Raw genomic sequence first — 14078 nt, 5'->3', positions numbered from 1 at the left:
ATCACCCCGGCAGCTTCAGCATCATACCGATGGGCAGCTTCCTAAGCTGCGCATCCTTGATACCGTTTAGCTTCTGAATTTCTTGCCAGCGGCCTTCGCTGCCAAGCTGGACTCGCGCTACCTTTATGAGCGTATCGCCGGCAACCAGCTTGTACGTCTTCGGCTTTTGCTTATCGGAAGGGCGAGGCTTCGTTTTGGTACTTGCACCGTCCTTTGTTAGGATGACGGGCCGAGCGCCGTAAAAAGCGAATTCCTTAAGCGATATGCTGTACTCGATATCCCCGGAGCCAGCAGCTTCCTTCCACTCAAATTTCTCAATGCTCATGGGCAAATTAATATCAAACGTTGCGCCTGTATAAACAAACCGAATAGGATGCTTTTTCTCCATCCAGTCCAAAATAACCTTGACATAAAAGACCGGGTCGATCCATGTCTTACTAGCCAGAAAAGGATATGAGACAGCTGGAAAAAAGCTCTCAAACGAAATATCCTTAAGCTTCGGACTTTGTAGAATGTTGATCTCCCCTAAACCCGACACCTCATAGGTTTTGCCGCCCGCAGTATCGCCGATTTTAATTTCTGGCGGGTTAACGGGCAGATGGATGATTTGCTGTTGATTCCCGTAGCTCAGCCATATTCCATATTCATAATTCCGATTGCTGATCATCAAGCGTACACCCCTTCCGCAGAGGAAGCGATTTCCTCATTTAATGAGCGCTCAATTCGTCCAATAATGGTATCGATATCATAGCCGTTATTAATATCTCCGGTTTGCACGCTGACTGTAGGCTGCAAGGACACGAAGTTCTGGATGTTCTTCATCTCCGCAAGCTCCCGCATCGTCTTCAAGTCCTCGCTGGAAATATCGACGGTGTCGTTGATTTTGCCGACTTCTCCGACTCGGTTGATGTTTGGCGTGGCGCCCCCGCCAAAACCTCCAGCAGTCTCTCCGGCAGGCTTACCAAACCCAGACTCCTTATTGAGCATAGCATTCAAATTATTTTTCTTACTGTCCAATTTATCCATTAAGCCAGTGCCAAAGTCAGAGCCTTTGTTAAAAGCAGCCCCAAGATCCGTTTGTGCCATCTTATATTTAGAAAAGTCTACAACGTTCTTTTCACTTACCGGCTTAAATTGATCGATTTGGCTGGTATCTACCTTTCCAATCATTTCAAAATCCGTACCGGTAATAGCATTCACCTTCTCCAGCACCCAATTAAGCCCATCAATATAGGTGTTGATCATGCCGCCAAAGAAATCTACAATGTTTTTGGTGAGGTCAAAAAACAGTTTCTTAATCGCATAAACCGGATCAATAAAGATGTTGACCAGAAACTCAGCAACCGACAAAATCATGTTCCATAGATAGGCAAATCCATTTTTCAATGCGGCAAACAAACTAAAAAACAAGCCCATAACAAAACCAACGACCTGCTCAACGGTTCCTCCAAAATATAAAAAGATTCCTATCAATACTCCTATGACTGCCACGATAAGCAAAATGGGCCACATAGCTAGCAGCCATGCTCCCGCCTGTGCCAAAATAGGCGCAACCATTGCCCATAACGCAGTAAGAATAGTCGGCAGCAGCACCGTGCCTGCAAGCATAAGAATAGACAAGATCAGTGGCCAATTTTCTACAAATTGACTAACCAGCCAAAGAGCAGCTTCACCAACAACTGCTAGCTGATTGGCCACATACGTCAATCCTTGCTCAAATAAGGCGAAAAAGGCTTGAAACCTCTCGCCAGCAACTAATTCATTTAGCTTCTCAAGCAGCGGTGACATCGCCGCAACGGCACCCATGCCTGCGCCGGCAAAACCTGATTTAATCAAGCTTTGCAAATCGGCAATTTGATTCGCAGGACTGCTTCCAATCGTCTCCATTGCCTCTGCGCCCATATTAGCCTTTTCTCTCATCGTATCCAGGGCATCTAGAAATCCATCCATATCCTTAGCCTTCTCGAATCCAACGTCTTTAAAGGCCTCCTTGCTAATGTTGAACTGATCCATCAAGCCGGAGTAATCACCGCTCATCGCCGATTTTATCGCTCCAGCAGCATCCACCGGGCTGCCGCCGCTAGGATCAAAAGCGGACATTTCCATCGCCATATTCGTCATTCGATCAAGCTGACTCGTATTTTGGGCAGTTGGCATAAGCTTTAAAGCCGTATTTATCGCTTCATTGACATCTACGCCATTTGCCACCGCATTTGCTCGTATGTTCTCGTACAGAGGCTCTCCTGTTTTTTCACCGCCGGAACGGGCAATGAGCATTGCCTTTGATTGGTGCTCCTCCATACCGCCGGAAATCGCCATTCCAATCATTTGCGTAAGCTTTGCTCCCGCGCCTAGAATGGCAGATTGCCATAAAGCCGCTCCCTGCTTTGCTGCATCTAATATAGCATCTGGTGCTGGTGTTCCCTCTGCAGGATTTGCTGGGTTTGGCGTATCGCCTTGAAACCAATTTCTAAGTGTATCTATTGCATTAACTACGTTGGTTATTGCTGCTATGACTTCTATTGAATCTATTAAATCCATATCTAAAAACCCGCGTCTAGAGCCGCCACCGTCAGGTCCGTTTGGCCTATCGGGTTCGCCCTCTGGATCACCAGCTGGAGGTGGATTTGCTGCTTCTCTTAATCTTTTTACCGATTCGGTAAACTCATTCATAGAAACGGTTGCCTTACTCAATTCAGCGTCCAGCTGTACGGTTTCCACTCGCATTTTATCAAAAGCATTCACTAATTTTTCGCCTTGTTTAGCTGCCTCGATAAAAGCGCTATTCAAACGATTCAAAAAATTGATAAAGGCTTCGGCAGAGCCTGTATTGGAAGAACCGCCATTGTCAATAACAGCTGGGGAATTACTCGCCATCCTTCCACCCCCTTCACACGGGCGAAGGCGCTCCCGCATGGGAGCGCTGCCCGTCCTTATTTTCGTTTTGCTTTGGCGCGCTGTTTCTTCTCGTTCTCGATGCGAACGTCGATCATCGCGTAGATCGCCGCTTTCTCCCGCCGGGTCATGGCCATCAGCTCATGAGGCAGGATACGAAGCTCGTGGAGGGCGTAATAAGCATAATTCGCTTCTCCGTCGCCCTCTTTGATTAGTTTTTTACTTCATCCGCCAAATCGTTAAGGCTTTGGTTAAAGCCGTTGATTTCCTGTACGCGCTGTACGAGCGAGGCGTATTCGCCAGGCAGCAGCATTTTGCGCAAAAGGTTCTCGGCACCGAGCGTGCCGTACGATTTTTGCAACTCCGCATCTTTTAAATTTGGAAATTGAATGCTGCTTACAACAAGCTTTGCGAGGTACTCATCCGTGTTGGTCTCCGGCACAAAAACCCCGTTTTTCCCCTTCACCTTGCGGGTGGACGACTTGCGACATTCCTCGTTCTCAGCCTCGGTCATGCTGCGCAGCTCCCATGCGACGGCTTGTCCCTCTGCATCTTTAAACCTTTCGGATACGATAAACGGCTGCGTCGATTCGACTGCTGCATTTTGCGCAAAAAACACACTTAAATCACTCATTTGCTCTTGCCTCCATTCATAAATTATTTAACCTAGCGAGAGTGACGAGAAGCTGTCTTGGATGTCCACCCCTTCAAAGGTGAACTCAATTTCCTCTTCCAGCGCTTCACTCTCGGTGTCCAGCTTGCCGATAATGACTTTATTCAGATTGACCTTGTTCAGGACAACCGTTTGCTTGCCAGTTGCGGAGGCGGCATCCTCGTTCATAATGACGATGTCAAAATACGCATCCACGCCGGTTTTTACGTAATCCAGCATCATTTGGCGGAACTTCGTCGTGACGTAATAAATAGTCATTGTGCCCGTACCAGACCAGCCTGTCGCTTTGTGCTGCAAGCCCCGATGGCCAAGCGTCTTGATCTCCGCCTTTTGTTTCTCAATGCTCGCCTCCAGTGTCTTCACATAAAACATCTCTTCCTGCGAATCGTTAATTACCGTATAAGCCCGACCTTCGCGGCCCGAAATCGTGTCTCCTGCATTCAAAAATGCCATATTACTTCACCGTCACTTTCATATATACTTTTTCTACGCTATCTACTGGTTGGATGTGGACGTTAATCACGATGCTATCGGCATCCGTGCCGGCAATAACCGACAGGTCCGTCTGCGAATTGAAATTTTGAATCGCATTCAAAGCCTGCAAATTGTTCAAATATTTTGAGCACTCGTTGCGGAAAAGGCTCCGGCCATCTGCGTTATTATCCACTTTGCCAATATAGAAGCTCTCGAAAATATGTTTAAAGTCATTGGCGATGCCATCCAGCACGCGAATAACTCTATTTTTCGAAAATGCTTTGCCTTTCTCTGGCGAATATCCTGTAAAGGTGTTGATATCCTGTTCGACAATGACTCTTCCGCCGCTTGCCGTAAACAACAGCTCGCCAGCTTGAAGCGCAGCCACCGTTTGCGAATTTGTATACCGAATGTCCGCATCGACTGCATCCTCATACGCTTCATAGGTCAGCGATTGATTAATGGAAGCCCCGGCCGTCGCCGCAGCAACCCAAACCGTCGCTTTCTGCGCATCGATGACCGTGCCATCTTGCAGCTTAACACCATTTTTGACGCTAATGACCCCCTCATGATCGGCAGACGGATAATTCGCGAGCACGACTTGAATTTTGCGGCCCTCTTCCTCGCGCAAGCGGCGGGCAAAGGCAGCGTATACGGATTTCAAAGAAGCATCAGCGGATACAAGCGCAATTGTGTTAAAATCCTGAAGCTCGATCTGGGTCAAATAGTCGGTATAATCCTGATTTGTAACCGTGCCATTTGCGCCGCCCACAAGCGGAGCGCCTGCTGCTAGTGTCAACGTTCCCGTGCCGCTGAAGTCCACGAAAGCATTGCCCTTAAGTGCTGCAATAGCAGCCACCGTTTGCGAATCAACCGCCGCTTCAGCGACATAAGTGATAACATCGAACAGCTCCTCATCATCGACGTTTTGCTTCACAGCTACTGTAATGTCATTGCCGCGTACACCGCCAAACTTAGCTTTAAGCGTTAAGCCGCCGACAGCAGCAGTTGCTTTGGTCCCTTCATTCAGACGATATAAGAGCAGCGTCTTTGCTTTCTTAAGAGCTTCACGGACCAGCAGCAGTTCAGGCGCGCTTAGATCGTAACCAAGCAAGCTTCTTACATCCTCGCCTGCATGAATCGCAATCACCGATTTCGATGCTCCCCAATTCAATGCCAACGCAGCAGCTACTGTACCTCGTTCACCCATGCTGCCCACCGCTTGTTTCTCGCCTGCCAGATTAATATAAACGCCGGGGCGCACCTTATTTTGTGATGTATATGTTCCTCCTGCCATGTTCTACATGACCTCCTTTTTCAAATAGGCTGTTATCCGAGATAACGCTTGTTCATGGGTATAGCTTTCTTCCTCTTGCAATACGGCAGAGAGAACATCCTTCTGCGATGGCGTATACCTTTTTGCAGCCAGCAGCTCTTTCTTGCTGAAGCTAGCTTCTTGTCCAGCAACCTGTAGTTCCGCTTTCTTCATTTCGCTATTCCTCCAAACTTCATTAATTTCAAGCTCAAACGCCTACATCTGAGCCACCCCCTCTCCTGGAAAAAACAAAAGGGACGCTCGGTATGGTCCACCGCTCGTCCCCGCTTATGATCTTTTGCACAATATCATAATATCACGGTTATTTGACCAAAAACGGACATTAGCCGGACAGAAAGCGGACAACTTCCGCCAGCGCCTTTTGCTTCCATCTGCGAAACGTGCGATCGACGATTCCAAGCTCTGAAGCAACAAATTCTGTTGGCTTCCCTTCAATAAAACGCAGCTTCAGCAGCCGAGCGTATTCGGGTTCATAAGCTTCTAGCGCTTCGAGCGCTTGGTCGACAGCTTGCAGCTGAGTCTCAATATCCTGAAGCTCGCTGATTTTATCGATCACCCCCATATAGCCCTCAAACCCGTTCGACCCGGTCCTTGCTTCAAGCACCTTCTCAATCTTTTTCTCCAGCTCCCTTAGCAGCTTCTCATCCTCTGGACTCGCGGCTGCACGGCTTTTAACCACTTCGCTTAGCTGCGCCTTTGTTCCTAGCGGATATTGGGACAGGTTGGCATGCGCCGCAGCCTCGATCCGCTGCTCCTGCTCATCCAAATACATATAGGAGGGAAGCTTGCGCAGCTGTCGGTGCAGCTCCTGCAAATGATCATCCTCCGACATCGCGCTTAAACGAACGCCAGGACCAACCGATGTCCCCTCTAGCTGTTTCTTTCTTGCTTTAAGCCGTTTATAAGCATTTAATTGATCGATTACCTGCTGTTCCTGTTTCATTCGCATAACCTCCCAAAGGTTCTATTGCTTTTAGGTATTTAAAATACCGTTCTTTTCAAAAAAAATTGTTTTACAGGTTGGTATTGACAATACTCTTAATCGAAAATATACTAACTTTGAAGTAGCTAAAATAGCCATTTGGCTTTTCCAATAAATTGCTGCATGTGTTCATCTGATGAATCTCATTGTATTCGGTATTTTAATTACCGTCAAGTATTTAAAATACCGAATCTCGAAAAATGGAGGGTATTTAAAATGTCGTTAGGGACGAGAATAAAACAGCTGCGAATCGAACGGGGATTAACACAACAGGATGTCGCCACGAAGCTTGCGATGGGCCGATCCAATTTTGGGCATATCGAAAATGACCGGGTTACGCCAACGAGCGAGGACCTGCAAAAAATGGCTGACATTTTGAATACGACCAGTGATTATTTGCTTGGCCGCGATGCTGCTTCGGCAACAATACCCGATTGGGCAACGTATAAAGATAAGCGCGACTTTAAGAAGCTGCTCGAAGAAGATGGGGAAATTATGTTCGACGGCGTTCCGATGAGTGCTACCGATCGCCAGCGTGTCATGGATGTGCTGACTGGGCTGTTCTGGGAAGCTAAGCAAATGAATAAGCACAAAAAAAAGGCTGAACCAACCGACGATGCTCCTGATGATGATGCCAAAGGGTAGGTGTTGCTATGGATAAAATGATTTTAAAGCTCATTCGAAAATTCAAAACCAATGATCCCTTCACCATCGCTGAAGGCCTTGGCATTCATATTCGTTACGCCGACCTCGGACAAGGCACGCGCGGTCTCTACTTCAAAAAACTGCGCCGCCGGTTTATCGTCATTCACGATGCGCTGCCAGAGGATTGGCGCCGTTTCGTATGTGCGCATGAGCTTGGGCATGACCGGCTGCATCCCGGGTTCAACCGTTTTTGGCTGGATGAGCAATCTTTTTTTAATGTAGGAAAGTATGAACGGCAAGCGAGTAAATTTGCAGTAAGACTGCTGACAGCCGGTGATTCTCCCGCTGCCAGCGAGACGCTTGAGGAGCTTCTTATGCGAAATCGCGTTCCGGCGGAAATGCATAAGTTTTATTTTTGAAGCGAAGTTTTATTCTAAAAACGCAATGCTGGTGTTAGATAGACTAAAATGGAATAATTCACAAGCAGTCTAGAGCAATGGCAAACCTATTCTAGGCTGCTCCTCTTCTTACTCTCACAACATGATCGCACATTTTGCGATTCTAGCAGTTTGCTTTAAAGTAACTTTCGTTGGATTAGTCTATTTACTAGACCTATTCCCGTGAATCGAGTTAGTTTGGTGATAATAGATCTAGTTTCTAGATCTATTTCCTTTCGAAGCTGCCCAGATGGCGATTTGATGGGGGTACGTAGTGAAATTATTCTATTTTCTACACTTATTCCCGTGAATCGAGTTAGTTTGGTGATAAGCTCAGCGGTCGCCGCTTCTGTCTCGTTGCCCTCTCCATCTGCCAATACGGCTTTAAACTCATCCTCTCCCGTAAACGCTTTCAGAATAGGTTTAATATTTGCAAAAGCAATCTTTGCCTCTACCGTCGAAATCTTTAACGTTTTAAAGTCAAATTGCCCTCTTCCCGATGCAGTGTCATATTCTGCCTTTAATCCACGGTTCTCCGAGCAGGCGCGAGGCCTCCGGTCGTTCAGCAAGTGAACGAGGGAGGCCTCCAGCCTGACGAATATAGAAATCTTTTCCTCACAAGAAGCTTATCTTATCAATAAGGGCTTTCTACCTTCATAATATCGAGGAATGGGACCTTTGTTAGGCTTCCCATATGCTCAACATGAACCTTCTTCGTTCTTGAATCGAGCGCTGTAATGACGCCTCTTACTTTCTCTTCCGCCGCCCAAATCGTCAGCAGCAGCTCCGTGCCCTCCTGCTTGGCCTCTACCAATCTCTCGCCCAGCTCCTCAAGCTCAAATTCATCTCTCGTTGGCCGCTTCGGTCCTTTTGCCACCTTTATCCCCTCCAGCTATGTATGGCAACTATATTTTCAATAAAAAAGGATCTCCTCCGCTCCGAGGAGACCCTAATCCTATCCATTTAAGTTACGCGAATAGATCTATTATAGCATGTTGGCGATTGACTCTGTTAGCGGTAATGCATGAGTAACCAAATGTTTCCTTGTGCTTATCCAGCCTATTGGGCCTTATGATCGTGATTTCTCCTTAAATAGAACCAGCCTAGCAATAAGGCGGGAAGAAGTACGCAGACCGTCAGATCGAACAAGGGCCAATCGTTTTTATTGATTTCATTATATACAACAATATTCGGGGTGCTGATTACGGAGCCTACCAATAAGATCATAGCAAGCGGTATCGTCAACATATTGCTCTCCTTTAACCGAAACAATTGGGTTATCCCTTGCGTAATGGCATAAAAAATAGTTAACGTTTTAAAAAACACCGTTACGATCCAGATAAATGCGAGAATGGCTTCTATTCTCTCCAGAAAACCCCCGACCCTTATTTTCTGAGCGAGTATGAACATCGGATAATATTTGGTCTCCATTAAGCTTGACCCGAGTACAACCACGCACAGAAGGACGGTTATAAATAGTATCGCGCCACCTAAGGCAATTCCCAGCAAGAGCGGCTTCATCGTCCCGTTTTTGCCTCGAACGTGAGGGACAAGCATTAATATAACGAAAACCTCCGAGAACGGGATCGTAAAGGAAATAAATACGCCGTTCATGACTGGCGCAAGCCCTTCAGCGAGCACAGGCTCCAGCTTGGAGAGCTCGATTTGCGGCAGGAGGAAGACGACCATAAACAAAAAGAGCACCAAAAACACGGGAAAAACGTTTTCCTTGCTCAAATGAGCGACCCGTAGACAAGCTTGATGAGAAGAAACGGATTAGGCAGCTTCACGTTCATGGCTAATGCGCCGTACAAAGCCGTACCTATGAGATGGAACGTTAGGAACGCGGCAATCTCCTTCGTACGCTTTTGCTCCAGCAGCTTCGGCAGCTCCCACCAAGCGACGAGTATCGCCTGATCCGATTGCCTTTCTGCGCAGTGCTTGGCCGTTTAAAATGGAGCCATCACGGCAATCGGACAATTGTATCCTGTTGATTCGAAGCAATAAACGGACTAAGCGGCGACATATAACGCTCTCCAAATGAGGCAGAGAGCATAAATGCAGCAGCAGCGTAAACAAGCCCATAATGATGCCGAACAAGCCGAAGCTTGCCGCGAGTCCCATTAACACAAATCGCAGCATGCGGATGAGAATCGACATCGTGTATGCCGGCAACGTAAAGGTCGAAATGGCTGTTACGGATCCGACAATAACCATCGCGGCAGAGACAATTCCGGCTTCGACCGCTGCTTGGCCGATTACTAACGTACCTACAACGGATACGGCTTGACCGATCGCCCTTGGCATCCTAAGCCCTGCTTCCCTTAAAATCTCAAACGTCACCTCCATCGCTACCGCTTCGATAAAAGCTGGAAAAGGAACCCCCTCCCCCTGTTCAGCGAGGCTGATCAACAAGGAGGCAGGCAGCATGTCCCTGTGAAAGGTCGTTATGGCAATTTACAGGGAGGGGAGCAGCAGCGAGATAAATCCGCTAATAAAACGCAGTATTCGAAGCAGGCTCGCATAGATCGCCCTCTGATAGTAATCCTCAGTAGATTGAATAAATCTGACAAATTGCGTAGGGACTACCAGAAACTTTGGCGAACCATCCACGAGTATGGCTACTTTGCCTTCCAGCAGCTGCGCGGCTACGCTATCGGGCAGCTCCGTATTAAATACAGTAGGGAAAATGGAAAACCTTGCATCCTCAATGTACTCCTCGATATAGCTGCCTTCCAGAACGCCATCAATATCTATCGCTTGCAAACGCGAGCGTACCTCCGAAATGACGGAAGCTTCGCGATACCGTTCAAATACATGATCGTTACATCGGTTTTTGTTATTCGGCCGATCGCTATCGTCTCTAGCCATAATCTCGGATCTTTTATTTTTCGGCGTATGAGCGAGGTATTCACCCTCAAGGTTTCGGTAAAGCTCTCCCTTGGTCCGCGAACCGACGTCTGATTGGTCGATTCCGTCACCTCGCTGCCCTTCCACTGGCGAATATCCGCGCGATAAGCATGATCACTGCCGATTAGGAAAATGATCGCTTCGCCAGAGAGCAGCGACTGATAGAGCTCTCCTGTCTTCGCGACGGGATGAATCGAGCCTATGCCCGATAACAACTGATGTGCAAGCTCTTTATGATCCAGGTCAAGCTGAAGCGAACGGTTTAGATAGTCAAAAATATAAGCATTTATAATGGTGGCATCGGACATGCCGTCAATATATACAATGGCAGCGGTAGATTCGTCGCTTCAAGCGCTGCGGATTTCACGGATAACCACATCGTCGCTGCCGCCCAAATCCCATAAAATCATTTTTAAATTCAGCTCAATATTTGCTGCTATCGATAATATCGTACAAAGATCAATTTCTCTGAGCTGTACAGCAGCAGATTCTCAATATCGGCATCGCTATCCAGCTTATTTTCGAAATAATCGAGTCCCTTCGGCATATCTATATCAGCCTCATCGGCATACTGATCCAGTTGGTATTTCATATAATCCTCGAATGGATGCTGCAGGAAGTACGAGAGATGAAGCGATAGCGATTCATTCCTATACACATCCAGCATAAACGATTGCACCGATTCATATTTGCGGGTCATATAGCTGTTGACGCTTTCCATCGCTTTTTTCTGGTTTTCAAGCTCATTGCGAATGATTGATTCCGACATGACATTAAACATAAAAAACGAAAAGGTAACGATCGTGACGGTCGTGATGAGCGCAAACAACAAAATCATTTTCATGAAAAGATTATTTTTGACATAGTTGTCGTACAAGCTTCTAGCCTTCAAAATAAACTCCTTCCTCGTGTTTGCACGGATTGATCGGAGAGAAGAGAACACAATATGCGCTACAACGCTTAATAATACTTCACCATGATTTGAAGACACAAGTAGGCAGAACACCCCTTGCTCATTATGTTCCCCGCATGAGGCAATGGATAAAGGTTACAATAACAAAACAACAGCATGACTGACCGAGGTTGATGAACGATGGACCGTAGGAAGACACTTAGCAGCAATGGTGCCTTGCTTTCGGGTCTTTCTTTTCTCGCTTAAACCTGCTGTTTATAGTAAAATGGGGCGATGCAACACTATACGATTATGAGGTGCCCCCATGTCCATTAGTTTTACAACGTCGATCATTAGCCGGTTGAAACGAGAAATCGCCGACCTTCAAAAGCAAAGCGTAAGCGATAAGATAAAAAGAGAGAAAGCTCTCGCCAAAATAAAGCAGCTGCAAAAAAACATCAAAGTGAGCTCCTCTCCGACTGATCTCAGCAGCAAAATGACGCAAATTTCAAAATTAACCGAAGAGGCAGGCAAAATTGAAGCTTCGCAGGCTGCTATCGCCAAGCAGCTCACTGCCAAAAATGCCGAGCTTAGGCAGCAGACTGCCAAAAGCACCCAGCAAGACAACCAATAGTGGTAAGCAGAACAACTTAATGCTCAGTGAGACGACCAATAAAAGTGAGCAGGACAACCATTCGCCTTAAGCGAGAGACCTTCCACAAGTTCAATTAAGCTTATGGAGGTCTCTTTGCTTTGGTTTCTTTTTTAGAAATCAGCCGCTTTTCCGTCCCCTCATTCGATCGCCCGTATACTTTGACCAAACACGCGCATCCTATTGAAAAAAAAGCAGGGCGGCGATTGTATGCATACGGTTTGGAAAGGTGCAATTAGCTTTGGATTGGTTCATGTGCCAGTGAAAATGTTTACGGCAACTGAGGACAAGGATGTCCATTTCCGACAAATCCACAAGACATGCGGCATGCCTATTTCATATGTGAAAACATGCCCGCATTGCGAAGAAGAGGTTAAGCCAGAGGACATCTCCAAAGGCTTTGAGTATGAGAAAGGCAAGTTTGTACTGTTCAACGAGGAAGAGCTGGAAGCGATGAAGCCCGAGTCTGCGCGGGTCATCCAAATACTCGATTTTGTCGATCTAACGGATATCGATCCATTGTATTTTCAAAAGCCCTATTACCTCTCCCCTGATATGGCGGGCTCCGGCGCATATAGTCTGCTGCTTGAGGCAATCAGGCAAACAGGCAAAATCGGCATCGCCAAAATTTCGATTCGAAGCAAAAGCAGCTTGGCGGCGATTCGGGCCGTTGGCAACTGCTTGTGCATGGAGACGATGCATTATCCGGATGAAATTCGCTCGCTCACGGAAGTGCCTAATCTTCCTGAGCAAACTGTTGTGAATGAAAAAGAGCTGCAAATGGCAAAGCAGCTCATTGAGCAGCTTTCGGAGCCATTTCAAGCTGAGAAGTATACGGACGATTACCGAGCAGCGATGCTGGACGCGATTTCGCATAAAATTGCCGGTGAAAGCGTCGATAAGGTATCAGCGCCAGCTGCTGGCCGCACGAATGTCATTGACCTGATGAGCGCGCTGCAAGCTTCACTTGAGGCTGCAAAAATACCGCCAGCCGAACCGAAACCGAAAAAACGGAAGACCACCACTCGGAAAGCCAAGGATGAGGATGTCGTTTCGTAAGGATGATGGTGCGTGCGGATCATAAGAGAGCTAAGCCTCCAACTCCACCTTCAAGATGTGGTTGGGGGCTTTTTCAATTGCTATTAGGATTCTCTGTCCGCTGAAGCTCTCATTTACAGCATCACCTTCATGCCTGATTAGTTTGCAGCTAGTGTATATACGTATTTAATCTCATCCAGGTGAGAATATTGCTTGGAACTCGGTGTCTCCAAAATGAAAGGCAGATCCCTTAGTACAGGGCTGTGCAAAAGCTCTATCATATTATTTTCGCCGATATACCCCTTTCCAACATTCGCATGCCGTTCCCTAAAGGAGCTGCTTGGAAATACGGAGTCATTCAAATGTATCGCTTTAAGGTTGGTGAAGTACCCGAGTTCAATCCCCTTCTCCATGATTTCAGTCCAATTATGCCCTGTCCATAACCCGCTTGCGAATGCGTGGCAGGTATCGAAGCAAAATCCAATTTTATCGGGATAATCCGTCAGTTTACGGATTTGCACAAGCTCCTCCAACATGGTCCCCATTTTCACCCCTTGCCCAGCATTATTCTCAATAAGCAGAAGGGATTTGCCTTTCCAGTTCATAAGAACTTTATTAAGCATATCGATCATTAATTTATATCCCTGCAGGGGGTCAGCACCTTTATATTTTCCAAAATGAACGACAACGCCGATGGATCCGCACGCTTCAGCAATATCCAAATCGTTTAAAATCGAACTTATCATTAATTGCTGCATTTCTGGACCTTCGATCGATAAATTAGTCGTATATGGCGTGTGGGCAATGGAAACCAGTCCATGCTCTTGGCAAAAACGAGCACAGCCATCTGTATCCCTATGATCATAGGCCTTCACAGATAGGCTGCGCGGGTTTTTAGGAAAATACTGAAAAGCTTTTGCCCCAAGCTTTACCGCCTCCTTGGCCGCGGCTAGATACCCGTTGCTAATTGTCACATGGCTTCCAAGCTTCATCTTTATCCCTCCCGCTCCAAAACCATTTCATGCTCTCAGCAAATATTCATCCTATATGCTTTCTATACGGAATATCAAATATACCAGAATTGAGAAAGAATGCTTTGCGATCATCAAATCTCACACCACCGATGATTTCTAATTGGCTCTAT

At 46.8% G+C, this 14078-nt stretch carries 15 protein-coding genes and 1 pseudogene; 4 read left to right on the top strand and 12 right to left on the bottom strand.

From position 1 onward, the window contains the following. Position 1 precedes the first annotated feature (1 nt). The 7 genes from AC2TDN_RS17730 to AC2TDN_RS17700 form a co-directional block, all read right to left on the bottom strand. On the bottom strand, positions 2 to 667 hold the full coding sequence (locus tag AC2TDN_RS17730) for a LysM peptidoglycan-binding domain-containing protein (RefSeq protein ID WP_484689413.1): 666 nt from the start codon (positions 665 to 667) through the stop codon (positions 2 to 4). After that, the gene (locus tag AC2TDN_RS17725; RefSeq protein WP_484689411.1) at positions 667 to 2877 is read right to left on the bottom strand and encodes a phage tail family protein; all 2211 of its coding nucleotides are present in this window, start codon (positions 2875 to 2877) and stop codon (positions 667 to 669) included. The genes AC2TDN_RS17730 and AC2TDN_RS17725 overlap by 1 nt, the downstream gene beginning before the upstream one ends. Before the next feature lie 229 nt (positions 2878 to 3106). Next, on the bottom strand, positions 3107 to 3529 hold the full coding sequence (locus tag AC2TDN_RS17720; protein ID WP_484689409.1) for a phage tail assembly chaperone: 423 nt from the start codon (positions 3527 to 3529) through the stop codon (positions 3107 to 3109). 27 nt (positions 3530 to 3556) lie between these two features. Continuing rightward, the gene (locus AC2TDN_RS17715) at positions 3557 to 4021 is read right to left on the bottom strand and encodes a phage tail tube protein (protein ID WP_484689408.1); all 465 of its coding nucleotides are present in this window, start codon (positions 4019 to 4021) and stop codon (positions 3557 to 3559) included. Position 4022: 1 nt separating this feature from the next. Further along, positions 4023 to 5339, bottom strand: a complete 1317-nt coding sequence (locus AC2TDN_RS17710; RefSeq protein WP_484689407.1) for a phage tail sheath family protein — start codon at positions 5337 to 5339, stop codon at positions 4023 to 4025. 3 nt (positions 5340 to 5342) lie between these two features. After that, complete coding sequence (locus tag AC2TDN_RS17705) at positions 5343 to 5531, bottom strand: hypothetical protein (RefSeq protein WP_484689405.1); 189 nt, start codon at positions 5529 to 5531, stop codon at positions 5343 to 5345. A gap of 169 nt (positions 5532 to 5700) precedes the next feature. After that, positions 5701 to 6321 (bottom strand): ECF-type sigma factor, encoded by a 621-nt coding sequence (locus tag AC2TDN_RS17700; protein ID WP_484689403.1) that lies wholly within the window; start codon positions 6319 to 6321, stop codon positions 5701 to 5703. A gap of 255 nt (positions 6322 to 6576) precedes the next feature. Here AC2TDN_RS17700 and AC2TDN_RS17695 point away from each other — a divergent pair, with 255 nt between their 5' ends. Together AC2TDN_RS17695 and AC2TDN_RS17690 are read left to right on the top strand one after the other, a co-directional pair. After that, the gene (locus tag AC2TDN_RS17695) at positions 6577 to 7005 is read left to right on the top strand and encodes a helix-turn-helix domain-containing protein (RefSeq protein WP_484689401.1); all 429 of its coding nucleotides are present in this window, start codon (positions 6577 to 6579) and stop codon (positions 7003 to 7005) included. Between the two features lie 8 nt (positions 7006 to 7013). Then, on the top strand, positions 7014 to 7424 hold the full coding sequence (locus AC2TDN_RS17690) for an ImmA/IrrE family metallo-endopeptidase (RefSeq protein WP_169089368.1): 411 nt from the start codon (positions 7014 to 7016) through the stop codon (positions 7422 to 7424). 652 nt (positions 7425 to 8076) lie between these two features. Here the strand turns inward: AC2TDN_RS17690 and AC2TDN_RS17685 are convergent. The 4 genes and pseudogenes from AC2TDN_RS17685 to AC2TDN_RS17670 all read right to left on the bottom strand — a co-directional run bounded on the left by AC2TDN_RS17685 (position 8077) and on the right by AC2TDN_RS17670 (position 11244). Then, positions 8077 to 8325, bottom strand: coding sequence for a YolD-like family protein (locus AC2TDN_RS17685; RefSeq protein ID WP_482067705.1), 249 nt, complete (start codon positions 8323 to 8325; stop codon positions 8077 to 8079). A gap of 176 nt (positions 8326 to 8501) precedes the next feature. Next, on the bottom strand, positions 8502 to 9179 hold the full coding sequence (locus AC2TDN_RS17680; RefSeq protein WP_482067603.1) for a GerAB/ArcD/ProY family transporter: 678 nt from the start codon (positions 9177 to 9179) through the stop codon (positions 8502 to 8504). A gap of 39 nt (positions 9180 to 9218) precedes the next feature. Then, positions 9219 to 10660: pseudogene (locus tag AC2TDN_RS17675) on the bottom strand (spore germination protein). 128 nt (positions 10661 to 10788) lie between these two features. Then, positions 10789 to 11244 carry a hypothetical protein gene (locus AC2TDN_RS17670; RefSeq protein WP_484689398.1) on the bottom strand — a complete coding sequence of 152 codons (456 nt, stop codon included), beginning with the start codon at positions 11242 to 11244 and terminating at the stop codon, positions 10789 to 10791. 325 nt (positions 11245 to 11569) lie between these two features. Here AC2TDN_RS17670 and AC2TDN_RS17665 point away from each other — a divergent pair, with 325 nt between their 5' ends. Together AC2TDN_RS17665 and ku are read left to right on the top strand one after the other, a co-directional pair. After that, complete coding sequence (locus tag AC2TDN_RS17665) at positions 11570 to 11878, top strand: hypothetical protein (RefSeq protein ID WP_482067605.1); 309 nt, start codon at positions 11570 to 11572, stop codon at positions 11876 to 11878. A 228-nt stretch (positions 11879 to 12106) separates the two neighbouring features. Further along, on the top strand, positions 12107 to 12955 hold the full coding sequence (gene ku, locus AC2TDN_RS17660) for a non-homologous end joining protein Ku (RefSeq protein ID WP_482067606.1): 849 nt from the start codon (positions 12107 to 12109) through the stop codon (positions 12953 to 12955). 137 nt (positions 12956 to 13092) lie between these two features. On the opposite strand, the gene AC2TDN_RS17655 is transcribed toward ku, so the two are convergent. Further along, a complete protein-coding gene (locus tag AC2TDN_RS17655) occupies positions 13093 to 13926 on the bottom strand; it encodes a deoxyribonuclease IV (RefSeq protein ID WP_484689395.1) in 834 nt (277 codons plus the stop codon). Positions 13927 to 14078: the final 152 nt, after the last annotated feature.

The sequence above is a fragment of the Paenibacillus sp. Y660 genome, assembly GCF_057221575.1.
The sequence above is the reverse complement of the archived record's forward strand: the minus strand, read 5'-3'. Positions and strand labels throughout refer to the sequence as shown.